Raw genomic sequence first — 26,434 nt, 5'->3', positions numbered from 1 at the left:
CCAGGAACAACAGACGGCGTCTGGTGGCCTGCTCGCCGACGTGGTCGTGCCAATCGCTTACTCGCCGCGTACCGGTCAGCATCACCACCACCTGCGCTTGTACAAGTCCAAGCCGGGGTCGGCCCAGGCTAGGTGGAATCTGCTCGCACTGCTGCTGCTGTTCCTGCAGCGACACCTCGATTGCGTCGCTAATCGCATGGGCGGTGCGCCGACCCACGTGGTGGTCGTGCCGAGCACCCGGGGCCAGGCTCATCCGCACCCCCTGCAGGATCTGATCGGGGATCGGCTTCGGCTGCCGTGGCTCGCGGCGCTGTCCAATCCCCGCCACGGATCCGAGACGCGGACGTTCCAGCGCGACTGGTTCACGGTCCAGCTTCCGGTCGAGAGCGTCAGCGTTCGGCCGCTGATCCTGGACGACACCTGGACGACCGGTTCCCGGGCGCAGTCGCTGGCGTACGCATTGAGGAGCGCTGGCGCGTCGTCGGTGGCGGTCGTGGTGCTCGGGCGGCACATCAGGCCGGAGCATGTGGCATCCCGACCGCTGCTGAAGGCGATCGAGGACCCGATGTTCGACCCGTCCACGTGCGCTGTAGAACGATGGGCGTAGATCTGTCCGGAATCTGACTCGCTTTCGCGATTTGGGCTGCCCGCTCGGGCCTGCCCCGTGGCACGGGCTTGATCTGCGGCTTCTCGGACGAACAGGCGATGGATCCACTATCCGTCCATAACCATCGGTTCTGGTGGGCAGACTGCGCCGACCACGGTGGTACCCGGACATCCATGCCTGTGGGTAGCGTGTCGGGCACCCTGGGGAGGCTGGAGGAACACCCGTGACGCTGCTGCGCGACCTGATCGACATCCCGACGTCGGTCGGTGAGGGCGACTTCGTGGTGAAGGCGGCCGAAGGGGCCGACCTGGACCGCTACGTCGTCACCGACCAACTCCGGGAAAACTTCACAAGCGCGCTGCAGAAGATCGGGCATGCCGTCACCACCGGCAGGTCGCAGGCGATGTTCCTGCACGGGTCGTTCGGTTCCGGCAAGTCGCACTTCATGGCCGTACTGCGGGAGATCTTGGCGCACAACTCGAAGGCCCGGCAGATCCGTGGGTTGGAAGGGCCCGTCGTCGCGGCCGACGCGTGGCTGCCGCAGCGGACGTTCCTCACCCTGACCCTGCACATGCTCGACGCGCGGTCCGTGGAGCAGGCGATCCTGGAGGGCTACCTGCGCCAGGTCACCGACCTGCACCCGGACGCGCCAGCCCCCGCCGTACACCGGTCGGACGCGCTGCTCACCGACGCGGCCGGCCTGCGCGCGACGATGGGTGACGACACGTTCTTCGCCGCGCTACGCGGAGGCGGTACTGCCGGGCCCGGTGCCGGCGGCGCCGGGCTTGCCGCGCTGCGGGCGCGCGCCGAAGGGTGGACCCCCCAGCGGTACGCCGAGGCCGCCGCTCAGCCGCCCGGCACGAAGGACCGCGACGCCCTGGTCAGCGCGCTCACCAAGACCTTCTTCAGTGGCGCGGTGCACAGCGCCGAGTACCTCGATCTGGACACCGGCCTCGCCGTCATCACCCGGCATGCCAAAGCCCTGGGGTACGACGCCATCGTGCTCTTCCTCGACGAGCTGATCCTCTGGCTCTCCGGGCGGATCGCCGACCACACCTTCGTCAACACCGAGGGCGCCAAGCTCAACAAGCTGGTCGAGTCGGCCGACTCCGCACGACCGCTGCCACTGATCTCCTTCGTCGCCCGCCAGCGAAACCTGGAGGAGTTCCTCGGCCCGCAGGTCGGCGGCACCGAGCGGGAGGCGCTCGCGCACGTCATGCGCAGCGTGCAGGGCCGGTTGGGGGAGATCATCCTCGCCGACACCAACCTGCCCGAGATCACCGAGAACCGGCTGCTGAAGCCGAACGACGCCGCTGCCCGGGCCGTCATCGACAACGCCTTCGCCGCCGTTCGACACAACCGCGAGGTGTGGGACATCCTGCTGCTCGGCGCCCAGTACGGTGACGCCGGCATCGGCTCCGACGCCACCGCCTTCCGGCAGCTCTACCCCTTCTCGCCGGCCCTCGTGGCGACCCTGGTCGCGCTGTCCCAGGCGCTGCAGCGAGAGCGAACCGCGTTGAAGGTGATGACCGAGCTGCTGGTCGACCGGCGGGACAGCCTGCGGGTCAACGACCTGATCGGAGTCGCCGCCCTCTTCGACCCGCTGGTGCTGCACGGGGAGTTGCCCGACCGGCCCAAGCTGCGGCAGCAGTTCGAGGCGGCCCGGTCCCTCTACCTGCGCAAGCTGCGCCCGATCCTGCTCGCCCTCAACGGCACCGACGAGGAGAAGGCCGCCTCGAGCACGCAGTTCCAGCTGGACGACAAGCTCGTCAAGACGGTGCTGCTCGGTGCGCTGGTGCCCGAGGTGCCGGCCCTGCACGGCCTGACCGCGGCGAAGCTGCACGCCCTGAACTTCGGTTCGATTGCCGCACCGATCCCCGGCTACGAGAACACCATGGTCCTCAACCGGCTGCGCAAGATCGAGCAGGACGCCGGTGAGCTGCACCTGACCGACGACCACGACCCGGTCGTCTCGCTGAAACTGCACACCGTCGACTTCGACAAGCTGCTCGAACTCGTTCCGCTCGGTGAGACCTCCGCCGGCGTACGGCAGCAACTGCTCCGCGAACTGATCAGCGGGGAAATGGGGCTCGCCGGCAGTGAGGGCAGCCACGGGGAGCTTCAGCAACCACGCGACTGGCGGGGCCGACGGCATATCGTCCAGGTCAAGTTCGGCAATGTTCGGGACCGGGACGCCATGCCGGTCGCCGCGCTTATCGCTCCCGGTGAGTCGTGGCGGATCGTCGTCGACTACCCGTTCGACCCGCAGGACCGCCCGCGCAGCGACGACCGCGCCCGGATCGAGGAACTGCCCAGGGGTTCCAACACCGTCTTCTGGCTGCCGTTCTATCTGACCGACGACATGATGGGCCGGGTCGCCCAGCTCGCTAAGATCAACTACCTGCTCGGGGTTGGCGGCACCGGGGAGCGGTTGAACACCCTGGCCGCCGACTGGCCCAAGGCCGACCGGCAGCAGGGGCGGGTCTACCTGCTGCAACGGCAGACCCAGCTCCGCGACGGTCTGATCACCGCACTCAAGCAGGCGTACGGGGCTGCCAACGTGCAGCCCTCCGACGTGCACGACGACACCGTCGGAGTCCTGCACACGCTGGCCGAGGGGCTGCGCATCGGCGACCCGCGCGGCGGCACGCTTACCGACGCGTTCCGCAATCTGACCGGAGAGTTGCTGGAGTGGTCGTACCCGGGCACCCCGGCACTGCCCGTCGACGAGAAGCCGCTCACCAGGGCGGACCTGGCCAAGGTGCTCGAGTACGCCCGGAAGGCCGCCGCCGACCCGACCCACGGCGTCTCCGTCGCCTCCCCGGTGGACCAGAAGACCCTCCGTCGGATCTGCAACCCGCTGCAGCTCGGTGAACTGGTCGACCACCGGTACGTGCTCGACATCAGCACCTGCTTCTGGAGTCGGCACCTGCTGCAGGAGGCAGCCAAGGAGGACTACCGCGACCACTTCCCGGTGCACATGCTGCGCAAGCTGCTCGACCTGCCCAAGGCCCGCGGCTTCGACCGCGACCTCCAGAATCTGATCATCGCAGTCTTCGCCCTGGAGCAGCAGCTCAGCTGGTACGACAACGGTGGGAAGACCAGTGTTGCCGCCGTCAACGGGGTCGAGGACCGCTTCGAGCTGCGCCACCCGCCGATGCCGGACGACGACACCTGGAAGGCCGCCGTCCGTTTCGGTCAGCCGTTCTTCGGCGAGGTGCTGCCGCTGTTCCGCAACCCGGCGAACCTCAGCACTCTCGCCAGCACCATGCGAAAGGTGGCCAGGGAGTACACCGGCGTCGGTGGGCAGCTCGTCAACGAACTCGAGCGACACAGCGATCTCCTCGGCTTGGACAAGACGGCCACCACCGGCCGGCTCGCCACCGCGCGTCGCGTCGCCCATCTGCTCAGCCAGGTTGCCCATGAGCAGGACGACGTGGTGCTCGTCGCCGTCGTGGCCGGTGGTGAGGAGCACCTCGCAGGGCTGGACGGGCAGGCCGCGAGCGGCGTCTACAAGCAGGCGCAGAATCTGATCCACGCCCTCGCCGCCACCCAGTGGCCCCTGGTCGCGGCGCTCGCCACGCGTGCCGACACCGACGACCGTGCCCGGGTCGTCGTCGAGCAACTGCGTGCCGCGGCCGGCGATGAGCACCACGGATCAGATCTGGCCAAGGCACTCCAGCAGGCAGTGGGCGCCGCCGCCGCCCTGCTGGCCGAGAACAAGCCTCAACCGCCCAAGGTCCCGCTCAACGGCGGTGACGCGCCGCCGATCGAGCCGGGGGGAAAGGCCACACCGCCGCAGGTCGTCAATCCAACGCTCATCCCCGGACCACGTACCCCCGGCGACCCCGTCGGTGCAACGCCCGTCAGCCGGACGCTGGTTACCGACGACAACGAGTTGAACCGCCTGACCGAGCAGATCCGGGCCGAGGTCAACGCCGGCCGGCGGGTCGAGGTGACCTGGCAGGTGCAGCGGCAGGAGTTGCGGCAGTGAGCGTCACCAGGGTGGCCGTCCGCCCTGCCGCCGTCCGCCGCAAGGTCGAGGCATGGCTCGCCGAACGGGACGACGCCGAGGCGATCGTGTTGCTCGCCCGACCGGAGTGGACCGACGAACCCGTCCTCACCATCGGCGACACCCGGGTACGGGTCGTGCCCTGTCCGACACCGATCGCGGCGCGGGCCGCGCTCGCCGACCGGGCGGCACACGAAAAACTCGTCCTGCTGACCAACCTGACCGACACCGAGCTGGGCGACGGGCTGCTCGCCCACGTCAGCCTGCAGACCGGCCGCAGCGTCGACCCCTGGGACCTGGTCGGGCAGGCGTTCGGTGGTCAGGTACGGCCGGACTCGACCCTGGTGCGTACCGGTCGGTGGGTCGCCGACGCGCTCACCGAACTGGCCCCCACCGACGGCTGGCCGCCCCCCGCCGGCACCATCCTCACCCGCGACCACGCGCTGCGGCACCTCGCCGGAGCGGTCCTCGCGCTGGATCCGGACGAGCTGGACGGCGCCGGGCTGCTCCAGTGGAGCACAGACGCGCCCACCCAGATGAAATTTGTCGAGCTACCCGCCGCCTGGGCCGAGGGCATCGCCGCCTTCCTGGCCGAAGTCGCCGGGCCGATCGCCGTTCCGGTGCTGGCCGCCGTGCGGGCCGGGCACGGCACCGATGCGATCCCGCTCGGTCTCCTGGCCGGCGTCCTCTGGCCGCGCAGCCCGGAAAAGGCACCGGCTGTGGAGGTCGCGGTCGCCCGTACCCGATTGGAGCCACGCTTCGGCGGCACCCGGCTCACTGAGCGTCAGGCGACCCCGTTCGTCGAGGCCGCCGAAGCATGGATCTACCGCGCACTCGACGGCGACGATGCGGTACGGCATGACGCGCACCGGATGTTGCGGCGGTCCGAGGAGATCGCCGCCGAGATCGATGTGACCGAGCGGCTGGTCGCCAGCACCCTGCTGCCAGCCGGATTCACCCAGCGGATGCGTGCCTTCGGCGCTTCGGTCCTGCTGGCTCTGCCCGCGTCCGCCGCAGTCCCACCCGCCCGCGACCTGATCGAGAAGGCGCAGGACCGGCTCGCCGAGGTTGAGGCACACCGTTCCGCGGACCGCTCGCGGGTGGAGACCGCAAGGATGGCCGTGCGGCTCCTGCGCTGGTTGGCGATCAGCGAGGGCCGTGGGCCGGCCACCATGCTCGCCGCCGTGCAGCGGCAGATCCGCGACGACGGGTGGGTGGACCGGGCCCGACTCGACGTGTTCGCGGGAGACGTCGACCAGCAGGTCGCACAGGCGTACCGTGCCTTGCACGCGGCTGTCGACGTGCGCCGCGCCCGACACGACCGGGAGTTCGCCGAGCAGTTGCAGGACATGACCGGCGCCGAGCGGGAGCCCGGAGCCCTGCTCCGGGTGGAGGACGTCCTGGACCGGGTGGTCCGGCCGATCCTCGACAACGGCCGCCGGATCCTGCTGCTGCTTCTCGATGGCATGAGCGCGGCGGCCGGCATCGAGATCGCCGACTCTCTGGGGCGCAGTGGGGCCTGGACCGAGCTGACCCCCGACGGGGGTCCTCGAACCGGGGTGCTCGCCGCCCTTCCGACCGTCACGGTCGTCAACCGGTGCAGCTTGTTCAGTGGACGCATAACCGTCGGTGATCGCGCCGCGGAATTGAATGCGTTCTCTGCGCAGTTCCCAGACAGCGTCCTCTTGCACAAGTCCGATCTGCGTACGCCGGCCGGCTTGGCGGTTGACCCCGAGGTTGCTGCCGCGATCGCTGACACGGCCGTCCCGATGGTGGCGGCCGTGATTAACACCATCGACGACGCCCTGGACCGTAGCGACCCGGGCACCATCGAGTGGAGCACTGACACCGTCAATGGTCTGCGCGACCTGCTGGCGATCGCCCAGGACCGCGTGGTGGTGCTGGTCTCCGACCATGGCCACGTCGTCGACCGTGGATCGGAGGCGGTGCTGCTGTCGTCGGATTCCAGCGAGAACCGGTGGCGCCCAGGGACAGTAGGGCCCCGCGATGGTGAACTGATCTTCACCGGCAGCCGGGTGGCGCTCAACGACGGTCGGGTGGTCCTGCCCTGGCGGGAGGAGCTGCGTTACGGCCCTCGAAAGGCCGGGTACCACGGGGGCGCCGCACCCGCCGAGGTCGTCATCCCCCTGCTGGTCTTTGCCGCTCAGGACGAGCAAGCCGTGCCGGGGTGGGCCGGCGCTCCGGTCTCCAGCCCCGAGTGGTGGCGGGAACCGATCCGGCAGCCGGCGTCGAACGACACCGCTGTCGTGGCTCCCCGACCAGGCACCAGGCCGCCCACTCGTCCCAAGAAACCAGCGCAGGACGAGGGTCTGTTCGACCTGCCCTCGTCCACACCCGCCGCTCCGCCACCACTCGCGGCGCCACCGGCCCCGGCGGAGCCAGCACTGGTGCTCGTCAACGCGCTGCTGGCCAGCTCCGTATACGCGGACCGCCGGGACCCCAGAGCGCCGATCCCTGACGAGCGGGTGGCCGCCATGCTCATCACGCTGATCATCGGCAACGGACGAGCGGGCCTGGAGACGCTGGCCACCCGGGCCGGCGTCCCGATCCACCGGATGCCCGGCACGTTCACCGCTCTACGACGACTGCTGCAGGTCGAGGGGTATCCGGTTCTCAGCCTCGACCCGGACGGACGGACCGCGAAACTGGACATCCCGCTGATGATCGAACAGTTCGGGCTGGAGCCGACGTGACGATCGAGGTAAGCGCCCGTCGGCGCCGGGACATCATCGACGCGCTTCGGCGCGGGGCAGTTCCTTCCAACGGTCTGGATGCACTCGCGGTCGGACTGGACCGTTTCACAGCCGCGCTCGCGGAGGACCTCGACCGGGCTTCTGGAGGCGGCAGCGTCTTCAAGGCAGTGCGCGGCGACTACGGCGCCGGAAAGACGTTCTTCACGCGCTGGCTGGGGGAGCAGGCAAAGCGGCGCGGATTCGCGGTCGCCGAGGTGCAGATCTCCGAGCTGGAGACCCCGCTGCATCGAATGGAAACCGTCTACCGACGACTCGTCGAGCAGTTGACGACGGAACAGTTCACCCCGAGCGCGTTCCGACCCGTGCTGGACGGCTGGATCTTCGCGCTTGAAGAGGACGTCCTGGCCGGGGGTCAGGTTTCCGAGGCGGACGCCGAGGGCCTCGACCGGGAGGTCGGCGAGCTTCTCGAACGTCGTCTGGCGGGTATCTCCCGGCGTACCCCTGGCTTCGCGGCGGCTCTGCGCGGCTATCGCACCGCCGTCGCCGTCGGTGACCAGGCCACCGCCGACGGGCTCGCCGCATGGCTCGGTGGGCAACCACACGTGGCGGCGTCCGCCCGGCGGGCGGCCGGTGTCAAGGGCGACCTCGATCACTTCGGCGCATTGAGCTTCCTCCAGGGCCTGCTCGCGGTGCTGCAGGACAGCGGGCACTCCGGTCTCCTCGTGGTGCTCGACGAGGTGGAAACCCTGCAACGGGTCCGCTCAGACGCCCGGGACAAGGCGCTCAATGCGCTCCGACAACTCGTCGATGACATCTACGCCGGCCGGTTCCCGGGCCTCTTCCTCTTGATCACCGGGACTCCGGCGTTCTTCGATGGTCAACAGGGCGTGCAGCGGCTCCCCCCGCTGGCGCAGCGACTCGCCACTGACTTCGGGGCCGAACCCCGTTGGGACAACCCACGAGCCACTCAACTGCGGCTGTCCGGCTTCACGGAGGACGCACTTGTGCAACTCGGCGTTCGGGTTCGGGAGATCTATGGCAGCAGCCGGGTCTCTGACCTCGTTGACAACACCTACCTCGGCGAACTGGCCCGCGCGGTGGCGGGTCGGCTCGGCGGCCAGGTTGGTGTGGCACCCCGCGTCTATCTCAAGAAACTTGTCGCCGACGTCTTCGACCGTGTCGACCAGTTCGACGACTGGGATCCGCGCCGCGACTACGAACTGACGGTGCGTTCCGACGAGCTGACCGAGGTCGAGCGCAACGCTGCCTCGGCCGACGACATCAACCTGTCGATGTGAACGAGGAGCGCCTACTCAACCCGGTTGTCCTGCACCACGTCGTCAACAGTCTTGGCTGGCCCGACCTTCGGCCTCTGCAACGTGAGTCGATCGGGGCCTTGGTGCAGGGTGACGACGCGCTGCTTCTCGCACCGACGGCCGGAGGGAAGACCGAGGCAGCCCTCTTCCCCTTACTGTCCCGCATGGGCGAGCAGAACTGGACCGGCACCTCGCTGCTGTACCTCTGCCCGCTGAAGGCGTTGCTCAACAACCTGCTGCCTCGGATCGAGCGGTACGCCGGGTGGCTGGGACGTACCGTGGCGCTGTGGCACGGTGACGTCTCCATGTCCGCCCGCCGTGCCGTGCTCTGGCAGCGTCCGGACATCCTGCTCAGCACGCCCGAGTCCCTGGAGTCGATGCTGGTCAGCGTCAACGTCGACCACCGGCTGTTCTTCGCCGGCCTTCGGGCAGTGGTGGTGGACGAGGTGCACGCGTTCGCCGGGGACGACCGGGGATGGCATTTGCTCGCCGTCCTCGAACGATTGACGCGGGTAACCGACCGTCCGCTGCAGCGGGTGGGACTATCCGCAACGGTCGGCAACCCCGAGCAGCTACTGGCCTGGCTACAGGGATCCGGATCAGGGTCCCGGGCGGGTCGCGTAATCGCACCAAAATTGAGGGACAAGCCAGCCGCAGGAGTCGCCGCTCTGCCAGCCGCGCAGATCGAACTCGACTACGTCGGATCCCTCACCAACGCCGCGAAAGTCATCTCTGCCCTGCACGGTGGGGAGAAGCGGTTGGTCTTCTGCGAGTCCCGGCAGACCGTCGAGGAACTCGGACAGTTGCTGCGCGAGCGTGGAATTACCACCTTCCTGTCGCACGCCTCCCTCTCTGCCGACGAGCGACGCCGGTCTGAGCAGGCATTCGCCGAGGCCCGCGACTGCGTCATCGTCTCCACCAGCACCCTAGAACTCGGTATCGACGTCGGTGACCTCGACCGGGTCATCCAGATCGACTCACCCGCGACGGTGGCGTCGTTCCTGCAACGACTGGGGCGGACGGGCCGCCGACCGGGCAGCACCCGGAACTGTCTCCTCCTCTGCCGCAGCGGGTCGGAGCTGATCAAGGCAGCAGCGTTGCTGCTGCTGTGGGGAGGTGGATGGGTGGAGCCGGTTGTCCCGCCGCCCGAGCCTCGGCACATCGTTGCCCAGCAGGTGATGGCGCTCTGTCTGCAGGAACACCGCATCGGCGACCGACTGTGGTCAGCAGCATGGAACGGGCTGGGACCCTTCGGGTCCGGCGCGGAGCCGATCGTCCGCCACCTGCTCGACCAGGGATATCTCGACAGTGACGGCGGACTGCTCTTCATCGGGCCGGAGGCGGAACGGCGCTTCGGCCGTCGCCACTTCATGGACATGACCGCGGTCTTCACCGGACCGCCCGAGTTCACCGTGCTGCACGGCCGGACCGAGTTGGGGCGGGTGGACCCCACCTTGCTCACCGAGAAGGTTCCCGGCGAACGCCGGCTCCTACTCGGCGGGCGGCCCTGGCGGGTGACGTACGTCGACTGGCGTCGTCGCCGGTGCTTCGTCGAGTCGGCAGACGGAGGCGGGCGGGCCCGCTGGACCGTGTCGGGCTGGATCGGGTCGGGACACGCACTGACTCGCGCGATGCGAGACGTCCTCCTCGGTGCGGATCCGCCGGCTCAACTGACCACGCGAGCGGAGACTCGGCTGTCAGTTGAGCGCGATGAGCAGTCGGCACTGGTACATCCGGGCGGCAGCCTGGCCGTTCGCACCACCGCGGGGGATCTGCTCTGGTGGACCTGGGCCGGGCTACGGGCGAATGCGACGTTGACGGCGACCCTCAGCGAGGTCGTCGACCCGTCGCAGCGGTTCGATGACTACACCATCCGGCTCCGTACCGACCTGTCGCCACAGGATTGGCGGTCCCTCGTTGCCGACGCCGGGCAGCGGATCTGCCTGCCGGAGGTGAACGCCCGAGCCGTCGCCGGGTTGAAGTTCAGTACCGCGCTGCCGGAGCGGTTGGCGCGGGCCACCCTCGCTGCACGTCTCGCGGACCTCCCCGGAGCGGCAGCCGTACTGGACGAACCCGTCCGGTTCGTCGTTATCGCGGCCTGACCCGTCTGCCAAACTCCGGCCTTCTCCCGCAGGGAGCCCACGTCGTGCCCTGCAGCGATCCGCGGGGCACTGCCCGCCTGGCGCCTGGTGGGTGTGCATTCAGCGGCTTCGGCAGGAGGCCGGATCACACGTCGAGACGGCGCCGCCCGGCCGGTGAGTCTCCTCGCCGACCGGGCAGCAATCCGGTGTTTGTCAGGTGCCGGTGGTGGTCAGGCCCTTCAGCATCTCGGCCAGGTCGGCGGTCTCCGCCGCCGGCGGGGCCTCGATGGTCACCGCCTTGCCGTAGTCGGTGTAGTCGATGAGCATGTCGCCCATCTTGCCCATGCCCAGGCCGGCCCGACGCGGCCGGTACTGCTCGTCGACCCACAGGTCGATCTTGAGCTCCTTGACGCCCTGCGCGGCGAGCGCCTGCTCGGTCTCGGTTCGCCGCTTGGAGTCGATCTGCGCGAGGTAGGTGTCCACCGGCGTGGTGACGGTGTAGTGGACGGTCTGCGCCCCGTTCACCGTCTCCTGCCCCACCACGGTCGTGCCCTCGATGGCGAGCAGCGTCTTGACCTGCTTGACCGGGTCCATGTCGTCGAACTGCTTGCCCAGTTCCGCACCCGCCTTGTTGCCGGCCACCGCGCTCAGATCCATCTTCACCCAGCGCTTTCCGCCCGTACTCGCACGGTCCTCTTCGGCAACCTCGACGAAGAACACCACGCCGATCATCCGGACGCTGACCGTGGTGCCCTCCGGGTCGGTCATCTTCATCTCGGCCTTGGGCGTGTCACCCAGGTCCAGGACACCCTGCACCGAGATCTTCTGACCGCCCATGGTGCCGACCATCTTCACGGTCACCGAGTCGGTCTTGGTGGTGGTATCCACCGTCTTCTGCAGCGACCCCTTGAGATCACTGGCCAGCAACTCCAGGACGCCGGACTGCTTCTCGGGCGCCTCGGTCGACCCGGGCTGCGGGCCGCAGGCGGTGCCGGCGAGCGCGGTGAGCCCCGCGACCGCCACCACGGCGGTCTTCTTCCACAGTGCCACGTGCACAGCTATTCCCCCCGTAGGAACCTGGGTCCTCCCAGATAGACGGACGCCACGCTAGCCCATGCGGTCCACCCAGGGGCACCGGCTTTTCGCCGGCCGACGCGGGCGTACGGGGGAGGTTTCGCGATCGATCGACACGAGATCGCGGATATCGGGGTATCCGGCCCGGCCGGATACCCCGATATCGCTGATCTCGTGTCGATCAGATAGACGCGCGTCCTACTCCGGGACGCGGCGGTAGGCGCCGTCGCTGGCCGAGGTGGCCATCGAGGCGTACGCGCGCAGCGCCGCCGACACCGGCCGCTGCCGGTCGGTCGGGGTGTACGGCTTGTCGCGCTTCTCCTCGGCCACCCGTCGTGCCTCCAACTCGTCGGCCGGCACGTTCAGCTCGATGGAGCGGCCCGGGATGTCGATGACGATCTCGTCGCCCTCGCGGACCAGGGCGATCAACCCGCCGGAGGCGGCCTCGGGGGAGGCGTGGCCGATGGAGAGCCCGGAGGTGCCGCCGGAGAAGCGGCCGTCGGTGAGTAGCGCGCAGGACCGGCCCAGCCCACGACCCTTGAGGAACGAGGTGGGGTAGAGCATTTCCTGCATGCCCGGCCCGCCCCGGGGGCCCTCGTACCGGATCACCACGACGTCGCCCGCGACGATCTCCTTGGCGAGGATCGCGGTCACCGCGTCGTCCTGCGACTCGTAGACCTTCGCCGGCCCACGGAAGGTCAGGCAGTCGTCCGGCACACCCGCGGTCTTCACCACGCAGCCGTCCGGGGCCAGGTTGCCGTGCAGGATGGCCAGGCCACCGTCGGCGGAGTAGGCGTGCTCGCGGTCCCGGATGCAGCCACCGGCCGCGTCGGTGTCCAGCGACGACCACCTGTTGGTGGTGGAGAACGGCTCGACGGTACGCACGCCGCCGGGCGCCGCGTGGAACAGCTCGACGGCCGTCGGGGTCGGGGAGCCGCCGCGCACGTCCCAGTCGGTCAGCCACTGGGCCAGCGAGGGGGAGTGCACGGCGTGCACGTCCCGGTTGAGCTGCCCGGCCCGGTCCAACTCGCCGAGGATCGCGGGGATGCCACCGGCCCGGTGCACGTCCTCCATGTGGTAGTTCGGCGAGTTCGGCGCGACCTTCGCCAGGCAGGGCACCCGCCGGGAGATGGCGTCGATGTCGGCGACGCCGAAGTCCAGCTCCGCCTCCCGGGCGGCGGCGAGCAGGTGCAGCACCGTGTTCGTGGAGCCGCCCATCGCCACGTCCAGGGCGACCGCGTTCTCGAAGGCGGCCTTGGAGGCGACCGTGCGCGGCAGCACCGAGTCGTCGTCGCCGTCGTACCACCGCTTGGAGATCTCCACGACGGTGCGGCCGGCCTCGACGAAGAGGGACCGGCGCGCGGCGTGGGTGGCGAGCGTCGAGCCGTTGCCGGGCAGTGCCAGCCCGATCGCCTCGGTGAGGCAGTTCATCGAGTTGGCGGTGAACATGCCGGAGCACGAGCCGCAGGTCGGGCAGGCGGAGCGCTCGATCTCGCCGAGCTGCTCGTCGGTGACCGACTCGTTCGAGGAGGCGATCATCGCATCGATCAGGTCGATCTTGCTGTGCACGACGCCCTCGATCGCCATCGTCTTGCCGGCCTCCATGGGCCCACCGGAGACGAAGACGGTCGGGATGTTGAGCCGCAGCGCGGCGAGCAGCATCCCGGGAGTGATCTTGTCGCAGTTGGAGATGCAGACCAGGGCGTCCGCGCAGTGCGCGTTGACCATGTACTCCACCGCGTCGGCGATCAACTCCCGGCTGGGCAGCGAGTAGAGCATGCCGCCGTGGCCCATGGCGATGCCGTCGTCGACAGCGATGGTGTTGAACTCCCGGCCCACCCCGCCGGCCTCGGCGACCGCGTCGGCGACCAGGCCGCCCATGTCCTTGAGGTGTACGTGACCAGGCACGAACTGGGTGAAACTGTTGGCGATGGCGACGATCGGCTTTCCGAAATCGTCGTCGGTCATCCCGGTGGCCCGCCAGAGGGCCCGGGCGCCGGCCATCGTCCGACCGTGTGTGGAGGTCCTCGACCGCAGCTCAGGCATACGTACCAGCATGACACCGTCGCCACGCCGACCGTCCCGCGTATGCGCCGTGTCCCAACAGATGCACACCCAGCCCCCCACGGGGAGCGTCGATCCGGCACTCTTTAAGGCGTGCAACTCCCCCCGGGCATGGTCGCTGTCGCGGGGCTCAGCGGGCTTGTCGCCGCTGTGGCCGCCGTGCTGCTGACCCAGGTCGCCCGGCGGCGCACCGGGCCGCGCCGGCAGGCACACGTGCTGCTCGCGGCGGCGGCCGGGGTGGCCCTGCTCAGCCTGCTGGCCGGGGTGGTCTCCGTGCTCAGCGCGAACCACCACTGGGCCCACGAGCAGGGGCAGCGCACCGGCTGGGCGATCGCGGTGGCGATCGGCACCGCGGTGAGTGGGCTGGCCTTCGCCGGCGGTCTGCTCCGGCTGCCGGGGGTGGCCGCGACCGCGGCGGGCACGGCCCGGCTCGCCCTGGACGGGCTGGTGATGGCGGCGGCGCTGTGGTTCGTCGGCTGGGTGCTCCTCTCCGAGCCCACCCGGTTGCTCGGCGCCGCCACCCCGACGGCCTGCCCGGCGATCCTGGTGGTCACGGTGAGTGCCGCGCTCGGTGCCGGGCTCGCGGTGATCGTCATCTTCCGGGCTGCCACCCCACGTCGACGGCTCGCCGCGCTGGGCGTCGGCATCGGTGCGGTCAGCTGCGGCGGGATGGGTCTCAGTGCCGGGCTCTGCCAGACCGGGCCGACAATGGCGTTGACCGGTGCGGCGGTGCTCGCCGCCGGTCTGTTGACAGTCGCGCTCGCCGTGCACGGGGCCGACCGGCCGGGGCAGATCGAGGTGGATCTGATCGGTCGCGACGGCGAGTACGCGATCGCCCCGATGGTCGCGATGGCCGCCTCGGCGATGTACCACCTCGCCCAGGACGGCCGCTTCACGGTGGCGGGCGTCGTGGCCAGCAGCGCGGAGGGCTTCGCCCTGGTGGCGCGGCAACACCTCACCCTGCGCGACGTCCGGGACTACGCGGGCCGCCTGGCCGAGCGCGAGGCGCACTTCCGCGAGCTGGCGCACACCGACCCGCTGACGTCGCTGGCCAACCGGCGCGGGCTGCTGCGCGCACTGCGGGACAGGGCCGAGGCGGGCACCCCCTGCGTGCTGCTCGGTCTCGATCTCGACGGCTTCAAGAACGTCAACGACATCCGTGGCCACGACGTGGGTGACGCCGTGTTGGCCGAGGTCGGCCGGCGGCTGCGGAGCAACCTGCGCCCCGGCGACGCGGCCGCGCGGCTGGGCGGCGACGAGTTCGCCGTCCTGATGCAGGGCCGCACTGCCGAGGCGGACCGCGTCGCCGAGCGGTTGCTGGGGGTGCTGAACCGGCCGTACGACGAGCCGGAGGGGCCGGTCTTCCTCTCGGTCAGCATCGGGGTGGCGGGGTGGGCCGGCCAGCCGAACGTGGAGCTGCTGCTGCGCCACGCCGACCTGGCGCTGCGCTACGCCAAGCAGCGCGGCAAGAACCGGATCGAACGCTACGACGCCGCGTACGACAAGCTGCTGCGCCGGCGGACGACTGTGGAGCACGAGCTGCGTGGCGCCATCGATCGCGACGAGCTGCGGTTGGCTTTCCAGCCGGTGGCGTCGCTGCCGTCGGTGCGGCCGGTCGGCGCCGAGGCGCTGCTGCGCTGGCACCACCCCGAGCTGGGCAACATCGGCCCGGACGAGTTCATCCCGCTCGCCGAGGAGTGCGGGATGATCGCCCCGCTGGGGGCCTGGGTGCTGCACCAGGCCTGCTACCAGCTCTCCCGTTGGCTGGCCGACGGCCACGACGTGTGGGTGTCGGTGAACGTCTCCCCGCGTGAGTTGCACGCCCCGGAGTACGTGGTCCAGGTCGCCGAGGCGCTGCGCGCCCACCACGTGCCGCCGCAGCGGCTGGTGCTGGAGGTCACCGAGCACGCGGTCGCCACCGACCTGGACGAGCTGATCCGGCGGCTGACCGCGCTGCGGTTGACCGGGGTCCGGATCGCGCTCGACGACTTCGGGGCCGGCTACTCGTCGCTGGGGCAGTTGCGCCGGCTGCCGATCGACATTCTGAAGATCGACCACAGTCTGGTGGCCGAGCACGAGCCGGTCCGGCCGGTCGGCCAGGACGGTCCGGCGTTCGCCCCGATGGTCGACATCGTCATGCGCCTGGGCCACCAGTTGGGGCTGGAGGTGATCGCCGAGGGGGTGACCACACCTACCGAGTTGGCCGCGGTGGTGGCCGCCGGCTGCCGTTTCGGCCAGGGCGCGCTCTTCGGCTGGGGGGTGCCGGCCGAGCACCTGGAGGCGATGCTGGAGGCGGCCACCTCACCTGGCGCGCGGTCCGCGCCGCCGCCCGCGCCACGCCGTGTTCCGGGCGGGTACAAGCAGGTCAACCCGTCTGCCGATGGCGAGTCGCCGGGCGACTCGCCGACGTCCGTTGACCAACATGTGGGAGCAGTTGACTCATCGCGTGAGATGCGTCAGGCTTAGCCGCATGTCGTCGTACCGGTCGCTGCGAGTACTTACCTGAGCGCACTCTCCCTCATCGAGAGTGCGCTGGCCCCGTGCATCTGCACGAGGGCCGTTTTTATTGCCATCGGAACCTGGCGAGGCGGGCCCCGCCCGTGTCGCATCGCTTGACTAGCCACCAGCCACTCCAGCCGAAGGCCAGAACCGTCATGACGAGACCCACGCCCGAGACCCTCGCCCACTCCGCCCGCAGGGCCCGTGCGGCCGCCGACCCGACCGTCGAGGTCGACCCGGCCGTCGCACGCCCCGCGGCCACCCCGGCCACCCCGGCCGTCCCGGCGGTACGGCCATCCGCACCGGCCCAGGTCACCGGGGCCGGCTCGCTCGTGCGGTCCCTTGAGGCGCTCGACGTCGACGTCGTCTTCGGCATTCCGGGCGGCGCGATCCTGCCGGCGTACGACCCGCTCTACGACTCCACCGTCCGGCACATCCTGGTGCGGCACGAGCAGGGCGCGGGGCACGCGGCGACCGGGTACGCGCAGGCCACCGGCAAGGTCGGCGTGTGCATCGCCACCTCCGGCCCGGGTGCGACGAACCTGGTCACCCCGATCGCGGACGCGTACATGGACTCGGTGGCGATGGTGGCGATCACCGGGCAGGTGGCCCGCCCGTCGATCGGCACCGACGCCTTCCAGGAGGCGGACATCCAGGGCATCACCCTGCCGATCACCAAGCACAACTTCCTCGTGCAGAACGCCGAGGAGATCCCGCAGGTGCTGGCCGAGGCGTTCCACCTGGCCAGCAGCGGCCGGCCCGGCCCGGTGCTCGTCGACATCCCCAAGGACGTGCTCCAGGCGCAGACCACCTTCGCCTGGCCGCCCACCCTCGACCTGCCCGGCTACCGGCCGACCCTGCACCCGCACGGCAAGCAGATCCGGGAGGCGGCGCGGCTGATGGCCGCCGCCCGCCGGCCGGTGCTCTACGTCGGCGGCGGTGTCCTCAAGGCCGGCGCCACGGACGGGCTGCGCCGGCTGGCCGAGCTGACCGGCATCCCGGTCGTCACCACGCTGATGGCGCTCGGCGCGTTCCCCGACTCGCACCAGCAGCACCTGGGCATGCCCGGCATGCACGGCACGGTCGCCGCGGTCTACGGCCTGCAGAAGGCGGATCTGATCGTCGCGCTCGGCGCGCGGTTCGACGACCGGGTCACCGGCAAGCTGGACTCGTTCGCCCCGGACGCGACGGTGGTGCACGCGGATATCGACCCCGCGGAGATCGGCAAGAACCGGCACGTGGACGTGCCGATCGTCGGGGACGCCAAGCACGTCATCGACGAGCTGATCGCCGCGGTGACCGTCGAGCGGTCGGCGGGGCGGAGCACTGATCTGGGCGACTGGTGGACCCAGTTGGACGACCTGCGCAACCGCTACCCCCTGGGCTACGACGAGCCGGCGGACGGCACGCTCTCCCCGCAGTACGTGATCAAGCGGCTGGGCGAGATCGTCGGCCCGGACGCGATCTTCGTGGCCGGGGTGGGCCAGCACCAGATGTGGGCGTCCCAGTTCATCTCCTACGAGAAGCCGAACACCTGGTTGAATTCCGGCGGTCTCGGCACGATGGGTTACGCGGTGCCGGCGGCGATGGGCGCCAAGGTCGGCAAGCCGGACACGGTGGTCTGGGCGGTGGACGGTGACGGCTGCTTCCAGATGACAAACCAGGAGTTGGCCACCTGCGCGTTGGAGGGCATCCCGGTCAAGATCGCCGTGATCAACAACGGCAATCTCGGCATGGTCCGGCAGTGGCAGACGCTGTTCTACAACGAGCGCTACTCCAACACCGAGCTCGGCACCCACAAGCACCGCATCCCCGACTTCGTCAAGCTCGCCGAGGCACTGGGCTGCATCGGGCTGCGCTGCGAGAACGCCGCCGACGTGGACAAGACGATCGCCGCCGCCATGGAGATCAACGACGCTCCGGTCGTGGTCGACTTCGTGGTCGGCAAGGACGCGATGGTCTGGCCGATGGTCGCCGCCGGCACCAGCAACGACGAGATCATGTTCGCCCGCGGCGTCCGCCCGACCTTCGACGAGGATGACATCTGACATGAGTGAGCACAGCGAACGAATCAGCAGGCTCAGCCCTGCCAACGGTCGTGGCACGACCGAGCGAAGCGAGGCCGTGGCATGACCATGCATACATTGTCCGTGCTCGTGGAGAACAAGCCCGGCGTGCTCGCCCGGGTCTCCGGCCTGTTCTCCCGGCGCGGGTTCAACATCGACAGCCTCGCCGTGGGTGAGACCGAGAACCCGGACGTCTCCCGGATCACCATCGTGGTCAACGCCGAGTCCTCTCCGTTGGAGCAGGTCACCAAGCAGCTCAACAAGCTGGTCAACGTGCTCAAGATCGTTGAGCTGGATCCGCAGGTCTCGGTCGCCCGGGAGTTGCTGCTGGTGAAGGTCCGCGCCGACCGGAACGCCCGGTCCCAGGTGCTGGAGACCGTCAACCTGTTCCGCGCCCGGGTGGTCGACGTCGCACCGGACACGCTGACCATCGAGGCCACCGGCACCCCGGACAAGCTCGACGCGCTCCTGCGTGACCTCGAGTCCTTCGGCATCAAGGAGATGGTCCAGTCCGGGCTTGTGGCGATCGGGCGCGGCTCGCGTTCGATCACCGCCGGGCCCGCGCTCCGGGCTGCCTGACCGCCACCGGTCGGCCCGGCCGGGCCGTACCCGAAATAATCCGCACAGACCACGACGGGCCGCCCCGGCCGTCGTACGAAAGGGAAGTTCTCATGAGCGTTGAGGTGTACTACGACGACGATGCCGACCTCGGCCTGATCCAGGCCAAGAAGGTCGCGGTCATCGGCTACGGCAGTCAGGGCCACGCCCACGCGCTGTCGCTGCGTGACTCCGGCGTCGACGTGGTGATCGGTCTGCCGGAGGGTTCGAAGAGCCGCCCCAAGGCCGAGGAGCAGGGGTTCCGGGTTCTCACGCCGGCGCAGGCCTCCGCCGAGGCCGACGTGATCATGGTGCTCGCACCGGACACCGCCCAGCGTTCCATCTACGCGGAGTCGATCGCCCCGAACCTCGCCCCGGGTAAGGCGATCTTCTTCGGCCACGGCTTCAACATCCGGTACGACCTGATCAAGCCGCCGGCCGAGGTGGACGTGGCGATGGTCGCGCCGAAGGGCCCCGGCCACCTGGTCCGCCGCCAGTACGCCGACGGCAAGGGCGTCCCCTGTCTCGTCGCCGTCGAGCAGGACGCCACCGGCAACGCTTTCGCCCTCGCCCTCGCGTACGCCAAGGGGATCGGCGGCACCCGCGCCGGCGCGATCAAGACCACCTTCACCGAGGAGACCGAGACCGACCTCTTCGGCGAGCAGGCGGTGCTCTGCGGCGGCGCCTCGGCGCTGGTGCAGACCGGTTTCGAGGTGCTCACCGAGGCGGGCTACGCCCCCGAGGTCGCCTACTTCGAGTGCCTGCACGAGCTGAAGCTGATCGTCGACCTCATGTACGAGGGCGGCATCGCGAAGATGCGCTACAGCATCTCCGACACCGCCGAGTACGGCGACCTCTCCCGCGGCTCGCGGATCATCGACTCCCGGGTCAAGGACGAGATGCGCAAGATCCTGGGTGAGATCCAGTCCGGTGAGTTCGCCCGCGAGTGGGTCGCCGAGGACGAGGCTGGCCGGCCCAACTTCACCAAGTGGCAGGCCGAGGGCGCGGCGCACCCGATCGAGGAGACCGGCAAGAAGCTGCGCGGCATGATGAGCTGGGTCGACCGCCCGATCACCGAGACCGCCTGACCCGTACGACCCACAACGGTCCACCAGCGGCCGGCGATCCCGCGCTCTCCCCGGCGCGGGTCGCCGGCCGCTGGCCGTGGCGCTCCGCGTCAGCGGTCTTCGATCGCCTGGTCCGCGGCGGTGGTGCGTCGGGACACGACGCCGCGCCGGATGTTCACCTGTTGGGACCGGGTGACCAACGCCTCGGCCAGCCTCGGACCGAACCGCGCGGGATCGACGCGGGTCAGCCGTCGGAGCAGCGTGACGCGCACGGCGAGCGACGAGGGCGGCTCCTCCCGGAGGGCTGTGCACCCGGTGGTAGCGGGCGCGAGCAACCGTGTCGGTGCGGTGAACGGCCGATGTCCGTCGCTCGACCGGGCGTGTGAGGGCCCTCACCCCGCAGACCGGAACACGCCGCCCAGCCGGGCCCCTACGATCGCGGGTAGGTGCAGCAGCCGGCACCTGACGGCCACGGCACGGATCAGCGCAGGGCGCAGTGCGGCGCCCGGCCGCCCGCGCCGATCGCAAACACGACCTCTACGAGGACCGATGACTCCTGTCGTACTGATCGCCGAAGAACTCGCCCCCGCCGCCATCGAGGTGCTCGCCCACGACTTCGACGTCCGGCACGTCGACGGCACCGACCGTCCGGCCCTGCTCTCGGCGCTCTCCGAGGCCGATGCCGTCATCGTGCGCAGCGCGACCCAGATCGACGCGGAGGCGGTCGCCGCCGCGCCGCGACTCAAGGTGGTCGCCCGGGCGGGCGTCGGGCTGGACAACGTCGAGGTGGCCGCCGCCACCGCGCGCGGCGTGATGGTCGTCAACGCGCCCACCTCCAACATCGTCTCCGCCGCCGAGCAGGCCGTCGCGCTGTTGCTCGCCGTCGCCCGCAACACCGCCAGCGCCAGTGCCGCGCTCAAGGCGGGGGAGTGGAAGCGGTCCAAGTACACGGGCGTCGAGGTGCAGGGCAAGACCGTCGGCGTGGTCGGGCTCGGTCGCATCGGGGTGCTCTTCGCGCAGCGCATCGCCGCGTTCGGCACCCGGCTGATCGCGTACGACCCGTACATCCAGCCGGCCCGTGCGGCGCAGCTCGGCGTACGCCTGGTCGGGTTGGAGGAGCTGCTGCGGGAGAGCGACTTCATCTCCATCCACCTGCCGAAGACGCCGGAGACGGTGGGCCTGATCGGTGAGAAGGAGCTGGCGATCGTCAAGCCCGGCGTCCGCATCGTCAACGCCGCCCGTGGTGGCCTCGTCGACGAGCAGGCGCTCGCGAACGCCATCGCCGAGGGCCGGGTCGCCGGTGCCGGTGTCGACGTGTACAGCAAGGAGCCGTGCACCTCCTCGCCGCTGTTCGCCTTCGACAACGTGGTGGCCACCCCGCACCTGGGCGCCTCCACGAACGAGGCGCAGGACAAGGCCGGTCTCGCCGTGGCGAAGAGCGTCAAGCTCGCGTTGCAGGGCGAGTTCGTGCCGGACGCGGTGAACGTGCAGGCCGGCGGCGTGGTCGCCGAGGACGTGCGGCCGCTGCTGCCGCTGGCCGAGAAGCTCGGCCGGGCGTTCACCGCTGTCGCCGGCGGCATCGCCGCGAGCGTCACCGTCGAGGTTCGCGGCGAGATCGTCGCGCACGACGTGTCGGTGCTCAAGCTCGCCGCGACGAAGGGCCTGTTCAGCTCGGTTGTCGAGGAGCAGGTCACCTACGTCAACGCGCCGCACCTGGCCGCGGAGCGGGGCGTCGAGGTCACCCTGGCGACCCTGGCCGAGACGGCCGAGCAGCCCACGCTCGTCACCGTACGCGGCGCGCTGCCGGACGGCCGGACGGTGAGTGTCTCCGGCACTGTCACCCACTCGGGTGCTCGTGACGTGCTCAAACTGACCGAGGTGGACGGCTTCGACGTGGAGATCGGCGCGGAGGGCATCCTGCTCTTCCTGCGCTACGCCGACCGGCCCGGTGTCGTCGGCACGGTCGGCACCCTGCTCGGCGAGTCGGGCATCAACATCGCCGCCATGCAGGTGGCTCGGCGTGAGGCGGGCGGCGAGACGCTGATGACGCTCACCGTCGACCAGGCGCTCGGCGCCGACCTGCTCACCTCGGCCGCCGAGTCGATCGGTGCCACCGCGGCCAGCGCCGCCGACCTGCGCGACGAGTAGCAGCCGACAAACACCGTGGGGGGCCTGGCGATTCGCCGGGCCCCTCGTCATTTCCGTGCGTGCCGCCGGTGGGTCAGCCGGGCAGGCGGGCCGGGGGCGGGTAGACCGAGCCGTCCTGCGGGTCGAAGAGCATCAGCCCGTGCTCGCCGGCCAGCCGCTCGATGTCCAGCAGCACCTGGTCCGCGCAGGTCGGGTGCAGGTTCAGCTCGACATGGTCGTGGGCGGCGTGCAGCGGTGCCACCGCCCACGGGCTGTTCGCGCCGGGGTGACGGTCCGGATAGGAGGCGGTGATCGCCCGGTAGAAGCTGACCACCCGCGGGTCCGGGTAACGGTCCACGTGTCGCCCCTGCCGGCAACCGTTTACCGCTGTCCGCACGTCCTCGGGCGTCGCCCCGTCCTCCAGGGCCCACACGCTCAGATCGAAACTCACGGCGGATAGCGTGCCATCCGCCGTTCACCATGTCGAAACTGCCTCGCCGCCGGTCAACAAGTGGGCCCGGAGTCTCCCGTCACGACGGTCCGGTGTAGAGACTCTTGCGGCGAGTTGCGTCGATTCGCTAGCGTACGTACTGCGGTCACTGGCCGAGTTCGAGGCGCCGGCCCGTCTTCGGGTGGCGCGGTCGGCATCCGGCGCGACCGGTCCGCACCCCTCGGTTGTGCGAGCCACGCGCACTCGTCGCTGATCGGCCCCCACGGTCGTTGCCGAGAGCGTGGGGGCCGATCGCAACAGTCAGCGCCGGTGGGCGAAGAGCGCCCGATACTGGGAGTTGCCGCGAAACCACGCCAGGCCGGTGGGGCCGGCGGCGTACAACGCGGTGGCGTAGGCGTCGGCGATCGTCAGGTCGGGGCCCACGACCGTGGCGGCGACGAGCTGATCCGCGGGCTCACCGGTGTGCGGGTCCACCACGTGCCCCTGCCGCCCGGTCACCCCGGAGGTGCCGACCGCGCCGGTGGTCATCTCCAGCACCAGCGGTGCGCGCTCGGGTGCGGTGGGGTGGTGCACCGCGACCCGCCAGGGCCCACCGTGCGGCGCGCGGCCGCGGACGACGAGGTCGGCTCCGGCGAGTACGGCGTAGTCGTGGATGCCGGCGGCGCGTAGCCGCTCGGCGGCCCGTTCCACCGCCCAGCCGTTGAGCAGGCCCCCGGGATCGAAGCCGCCGGGCACCGCCCAGGCGTCGAACCATCCGTCGGTGGCCGCGCGCATGGCCGCGCAGCGGTCCACCAGGTCGGCGAGCGGCGCGTACGAGTCGGGGCTGATCTCACCCCGACGCAGCCGGGAGACCAGGCTCTCCGGCCGGTTGGGGCCGTAGGTGAGGTCGACGGCGCGCAGCTCGGCGACGCTGTCCCGCAACGCCTCGCCCACGCCCCGGCGGCCGAGCCACTCGGGCGCGTTGAGGAGAAGTGTGTATTCGGCGGTCGCGGTACGCACGGTGTGCTGCACCGCGATCCGGCCCTCGGTGGCGCCGGCCGGGTCGATCCGGTTGCGGCGGCTGCCGAGTCGGAGGTCCGGACGACGGTTGCGGAACGCCGACGGATCCGGCCAGCGGGTCCGCGGCTGCTCGTCGATGCGCATCGCATCTGCCCCCTCGCACTCGGCGCCGCGTCGTCGCGACCCACCTGTCAGCAGGCCCCCGTGACCCACTGACCACACCGTAGGCAGCGGACATGACCGGCTCATGAGTCCCAGCTGAGAGGCTGCTGTGCATCCTGCTTTCTCACATTTTGGACGTCGCGTACCGGGAGGCGGGACAGCGACGTACCGTTGCCGAGACGGAACCGTTGAGCAGAGGAGTGCGGTCGTGGCGCGGATCGCGGTGGTGGCCGGAGACGGCATCGGGCCCGAGGTGGTCGCGCAGGCCCGCAAGGTCCTCGACGCGGTGCTGCCGGACGTGCAGGCCACCGAGTACGACCTCGGCGCGGCCCGCTGGCACCGTACCGGAGAGGTGCTGCCCGACTCGGTGCTCACCGAGTTGGCCGGGCACGACGCGATCCTGCTCGGCGCGGTCGGCGACCCGACGGTTCCGCCGGGTGTACTGGAGCGGGGGCTGCTGCTCAAGCTCCGGTTCGCGTTCGACCAGTACGTCAACCTGCGCCCGTCCCGGCTCTGGCCCGGGGTCGCCGGCCCGCTGGGCAACGTCAAGCCGGGCGAGGTCGACCTCGTGGTCGTCCGCGAGGGCACCGAGGGCCTCTACGCCGGGGCCGGTGGCTCGCTGCACCGGGACACCCCCGCCGAGGTCGCCACGGAGGAGAGCCTGAACACCCGGCACGGCGTGGAACGGGTGATCCGGGACGCGTTCGCCCGCGCCGCGCGCCGGGAGCGGCGCAAGGTCACCCTGGTGCACAAGACGAACGTGCTCACCCACGCCGGGTCGCTCTGGTCCCGCACCTTCGACGTGGTCGCCGCCGAGCACCCGGACATCGCCACCGAATACCAGCACGTCGACGCCGCCGCGATGTTCCTGGTCACCCAGCCGCAGCGCTACGACGTGGTGGTCACCGACAACCTCTTCGGCGACATCCTCACCGACATCGCCGCCGCCGTCACCGGTGGGATCGGGCTGGCAGCCAGCGGCTGCATCAACCCCGAGGGGGCGTACCCCTCGATGTTCGAGCCGGTACACGGCTCCGCGCCGGACATCGCCGGGCGGGGCATCGCCGACCCGGTCGCCGCCGTGCTCTCCGCCGCACTGCTGCTCGAGCAACTCGGGCACACCGAGTCCGCGGCCCGGGTCAACGCGGCGGTCGCCGCCGAGCTGGCCAGCCGCACTCCGGGCGTGACGCTACGTACCGAAGAGGTCGGCGATCGTCTCGCCGCCCACGCGGTAGCCTGACCGCCCCGACCCCACCAGCGACCGGCCCGGCCTCGGCTCGGCCGGGTCGCACGGTCTCGCCCGAGCGGCGCTACCCGCTGAACGGCCGTTCGGGTAAGTTTCAGGCACAGCCAATTCGGTGTGCGGTCCCGCATGCCGTTGTCCCGCAGGGAGGTCAGCGCGATGAGCGGTGGTGACATGCTCGACTTCGAGATCCGTCCGAATCCCACGCCGGTATCCGCCGCCGACCGGGGCGCGCTGCTGGCCAACCCTGGGTTCGGTCGCGTCTTCACCGACCACATGGTCACCATCCGGTACGCCGAGGGCAAGGGTTGGTACGACGCCCGGGTGGAGGCGCGGGGCCCGATCCCGATGGACCCGGCCAGCGCGGTGCTGCACTACGCGCAGGAGATCTTCGAGGGGCTCAAGGCCTACCGGACGGCCGACGGTGGCGTGACGATGTTCCGGCCGGACGCCAACGCCGCCCGGTTCGTCGCGTCGGCGCAGCGGATGGCGATGCCGGAGCTGCCGCCGGAGGTGTTCGTCGACTCGCTGCACAAGCTCATCGAGATCGACCAGGAGTGGATCCCCACCGACGAGCACGGCAGCCTCTACCTGCGGCCGTTCATGTTCGCCAGCGAGGTCTTCCTCGGCGTCCGCCCGGCCAACGAATACCTCTACATGGTGATCGCCTCACCCGTCGGCGCGTACTTCACCGGCGGGGTCAAGCCGGTCACCGTCTGGGTCTCGCCGGACTACACCCGGGCCGCGCCCGGCGGCACCGGCGCGGCCAAGTGCGGCGGCAACTACGCGACGTCGCTGGCGGCCCAGGCGGAGGGGATCGAGGCGGGCTGCGACCAGGTCGTCTTCCTGGACGCGGTGGAGCGCCGGTTCGTGGACGAGTTGGGCGGCATGAACGTCTTCTTCGTCTACGACGACGACTCGATCGTCACCCCGCCGCTGACCGGCACGATCCTGCCGGGCATCACCCGTGACGCGATCCTCACGCTGGCCGGGGCGGCCGGGCACCGGATCGAGGAGCGGCCGGTCAGCTTCGCCGACTGGCAGGCCGACTCGGCGAGCGGTCGCCTCCGGGAGGTGTTCGCCTGCGGCACCGCCGCGGTGATCACCCCGATCGGTGGGGTCCGCTTCCCGGACGGCGAGTTCCTGACCGGTGGCGGCGAGCCCGGCCGGGTCACCATGAGCCTGCGCGAGCAGTTGGTGGACATCCAGCGCGGCAACGCGGCCGACGAGTACGGCTGGGTGCAGCGGGTCCTCTGAGCGTCGTGGCCGCGCCGGCCCGTCCCCCCGGGGCGGGCGGGGGCGGCCCGGCCCCCCGGGGGGGGGCCCCCCCCCCCCCCCCCCCCCCGGGCCCCCCC

At 70.5% G+C, this 26,434-nt stretch carries 17 protein-coding genes; 12 read left to right on the top strand and 5 right to left on the bottom strand.

The window, feature by feature from the left end; all coding sequences use genetic code 11:
- Positions 1 to 40 precede the first annotated feature (40 nt).
- The 5 genes from ACPXBU_RS26465 to ACPXBU_RS26445 all read left to right on the top strand — a co-directional run bounded on the left by ACPXBU_RS26465 (position 41) and on the right by ACPXBU_RS26445 (position 10,751).
- Positions 41 to 607 (top strand): phosphoribosyltransferase, encoded by a 567-nt coding sequence (locus ACPXBU_RS26465; protein ID WP_425760114.1) that lies wholly within the window; start codon positions 41 to 43, stop codon positions 605 to 607.
- Between the two features lie 223 nt (positions 608 to 830).
- Complete coding sequence (locus ACPXBU_RS26460; protein ID WP_425760113.1) at positions 831 to 4,601, top strand: phage resistance protein; 3,771 nt, start codon at positions 831 to 833, stop codon at positions 4,599 to 4,601.
- Entirely contained in the window at positions 4,598 to 7,333 is a 2,736-nt protein-coding gene (pglZ, locus tag ACPXBU_RS26455) for a BREX-2 system phosphatase PglZ (protein ID WP_425760112.1), read from the top strand. Before ACPXBU_RS26460 ends, pglZ begins: the two co-directional genes overlap by 4 nt.
- Positions 7,330 to 8,631, top strand: a complete 1,302-nt coding sequence (gene brxD / locus ACPXBU_RS26450) for a BREX system ATP-binding protein BrxD (RefSeq protein ID WP_425760110.1) — start codon at positions 7,330 to 7,332, stop codon at positions 8,629 to 8,631. The genes pglZ and brxD overlap by 4 nt, the downstream gene beginning before the upstream one ends.
- A complete protein-coding gene (locus ACPXBU_RS26445; RefSeq protein WP_425760109.1) occupies positions 8,628 to 10,751 on the top strand; it encodes a DEAD/DEAH box helicase in 2,124 nt (707 codons plus the stop codon). Before brxD ends, ACPXBU_RS26445 begins: the two co-directional genes overlap by 4 nt.
- A 192-nt stretch (positions 10,752 to 10,943) precedes the next feature.
- Here the strand turns inward: ACPXBU_RS26445 and ACPXBU_RS26440 are convergent, their stop codons facing one another.
- Positions 10,944 to 11,780 carry a hypothetical protein gene (locus ACPXBU_RS26440; protein WP_425760222.1) on the bottom strand — a complete coding sequence of 279 codons (837 nt, stop codon included), beginning with the start codon at positions 11,778 to 11,780 and terminating at the stop codon, positions 10,944 to 10,946.
- Between the two features lie 222 nt (positions 11,781 to 12,002).
- A complete protein-coding gene (ilvD, locus tag ACPXBU_RS26435) occupies positions 12,003 to 13,850 on the bottom strand; it encodes a dihydroxy-acid dehydratase (protein ID WP_393372741.1) in 1,848 nt (615 codons plus the stop codon).
- Positions 13,851 to 13,961: 111 nt separating this feature from the next.
- Between ilvD and ACPXBU_RS26430 the strand changes: the two genes are divergently transcribed.
- The 4 genes from ACPXBU_RS26430 to ilvC all read left to right on the top strand — a co-directional run bounded on the left by ACPXBU_RS26430 (position 13,962) and on the right by ilvC (position 20,118).
- Positions 13,962 to 16,334 (top strand): putative bifunctional diguanylate cyclase/phosphodiesterase, encoded by a 2,373-nt coding sequence (locus tag ACPXBU_RS26430; protein ID WP_425760107.1) that lies wholly within the window; start codon positions 13,962 to 13,964, stop codon positions 16,332 to 16,334.
- Between the two features lie 188 nt (positions 16,335 to 16,522).
- Positions 16,523 to 18,415, top strand: coding sequence for an acetolactate synthase large subunit (locus ACPXBU_RS26425; protein WP_425760106.1), 1,893 nt, complete (start codon positions 16,523 to 16,525; stop codon positions 18,413 to 18,415).
- Between the two features lie 81 nt (positions 18,416 to 18,496).
- Positions 18,497 to 19,012 (top strand): acetolactate synthase small subunit, encoded by a 516-nt coding sequence (gene ilvN / locus ACPXBU_RS26420; RefSeq protein WP_393372748.1) that lies wholly within the window; start codon positions 18,497 to 18,499, stop codon positions 19,010 to 19,012.
- 92 nt (positions 19,013 to 19,104) lie between these two features.
- Positions 19,105 to 20,118, top strand: coding sequence for a ketol-acid reductoisomerase (gene ilvC / locus ACPXBU_RS26415; RefSeq protein ID WP_393372751.1), 1,014 nt, complete (start codon positions 19,105 to 19,107; stop codon positions 20,116 to 20,118).
- Between the two features lie 89 nt (positions 20,119 to 20,207).
- On the opposite strand, the gene ACPXBU_RS26410 is transcribed toward ilvC, so the two are convergent.
- Positions 20,208 to 20,369 (bottom strand): hypothetical protein, encoded by a 162-nt coding sequence (locus ACPXBU_RS26410; protein WP_425760105.1) that lies wholly within the window; start codon positions 20,367 to 20,369, stop codon positions 20,208 to 20,210.
- Positions 20,370 to 20,646: 277 nt separating this feature from the next.
- Here ACPXBU_RS26410 and serA point away from each other — a divergent pair, with 277 nt between their 5' ends.
- Entirely contained in the window at positions 20,647 to 22,245 is a 1,599-nt protein-coding gene (gene serA / locus ACPXBU_RS26405) for a phosphoglycerate dehydrogenase (protein WP_393372756.1), read from the top strand.
- 73 nt (positions 22,246 to 22,318) lie between these two features.
- Here the strand turns inward: serA and ACPXBU_RS26400 are convergent, their stop codons facing one another.
- A complete protein-coding gene (locus ACPXBU_RS26400) occupies positions 22,319 to 22,675 on the bottom strand; it encodes a hypothetical protein (RefSeq protein WP_393372759.1) in 357 nt (118 codons plus the stop codon).
- A 300-nt stretch (positions 22,676 to 22,975) separates the two neighbouring features.
- Complete coding sequence (locus tag ACPXBU_RS26395) at positions 22,976 to 23,818, bottom strand: FAD:protein FMN transferase (protein ID WP_425760104.1); 843 nt, start codon at positions 23,816 to 23,818, stop codon at positions 22,976 to 22,978.
- 226 nt (positions 23,819 to 24,044) lie between these two features.
- Here ACPXBU_RS26395 and ACPXBU_RS26390 point away from each other — a divergent pair, with 226 nt between their 5' ends.
- Together ACPXBU_RS26390 and ACPXBU_RS26385 are read left to right on the top strand one after the other, a co-directional pair.
- Positions 24,045 to 25,076, top strand: a complete 1,032-nt coding sequence (locus ACPXBU_RS26390) for a 3-isopropylmalate dehydrogenase (protein WP_393372764.1) — start codon at positions 24,045 to 24,047, stop codon at positions 25,074 to 25,076.
- Between the two features lie 162 nt (positions 25,077 to 25,238).
- Positions 25,239 to 26,336, top strand: a complete 1,098-nt coding sequence (locus tag ACPXBU_RS26385) for a branched-chain amino acid aminotransferase (protein WP_425760102.1) — start codon at positions 25,239 to 25,241, stop codon at positions 26,334 to 26,336.
- Positions 26,337 to 26,434 lie beyond the last annotated feature (98 nt).

Source organism: Micromonospora sp. DT231, assembly GCF_049847025.1.
Taxonomy (GTDB): domain Bacteria; phylum Actinomycetota; class Actinomycetes; order Mycobacteriales; family Micromonosporaceae; genus Micromonospora.
The sequence above is the reverse complement of the archived record's forward strand: the minus strand, read 5'-3'. Positions and strand labels throughout refer to the sequence as shown.

Excerpts from the sequence above, each read along its gene's own strand:
- ACPXBU_RS26385 (WP_425760102.1), top strand. The coding sequence starts at position 25,239 with ATGAGCGGTGGTGACATGCTCGACTTCGAGATCCGTCCGAATCCCACG.
- ACPXBU_RS26395 (WP_425760104.1), bottom strand. The coding sequence starts at position 23,818 with ATGCGCATCGACGAGCAGCCGCGGACCCGCTGGCCGGATCCGTCGGCG.
- ilvD (WP_393372741.1), bottom strand. The coding sequence starts at position 13,850 with ATGCCTGAGCTGCGGTCGAGGACCTCCACACACGGTCGGACGATGGCC.
- serA (WP_393372756.1), top strand. The coding sequence starts at position 20,647 with ATGACTCCTGTCGTACTGATCGCCGAAGAACTCGCCCCCGCCGCCATC.
- ilvC (WP_393372751.1), top strand. The coding sequence starts at position 19,105 with ATGAGCGTTGAGGTGTACTACGACGACGATGCCGACCTCGGCCTGATC.
- ACPXBU_RS26425 (WP_425760106.1), top strand. The coding sequence starts at position 16,523 with ATGACGAGACCCACGCCCGAGACCCTCGCCCACTCCGCCCGCAGGGCC.
- ilvN (WP_393372748.1), top strand. The coding sequence starts at position 18,497 with ATGACCATGCATACATTGTCCGTGCTCGTGGAGAACAAGCCCGGCGTG.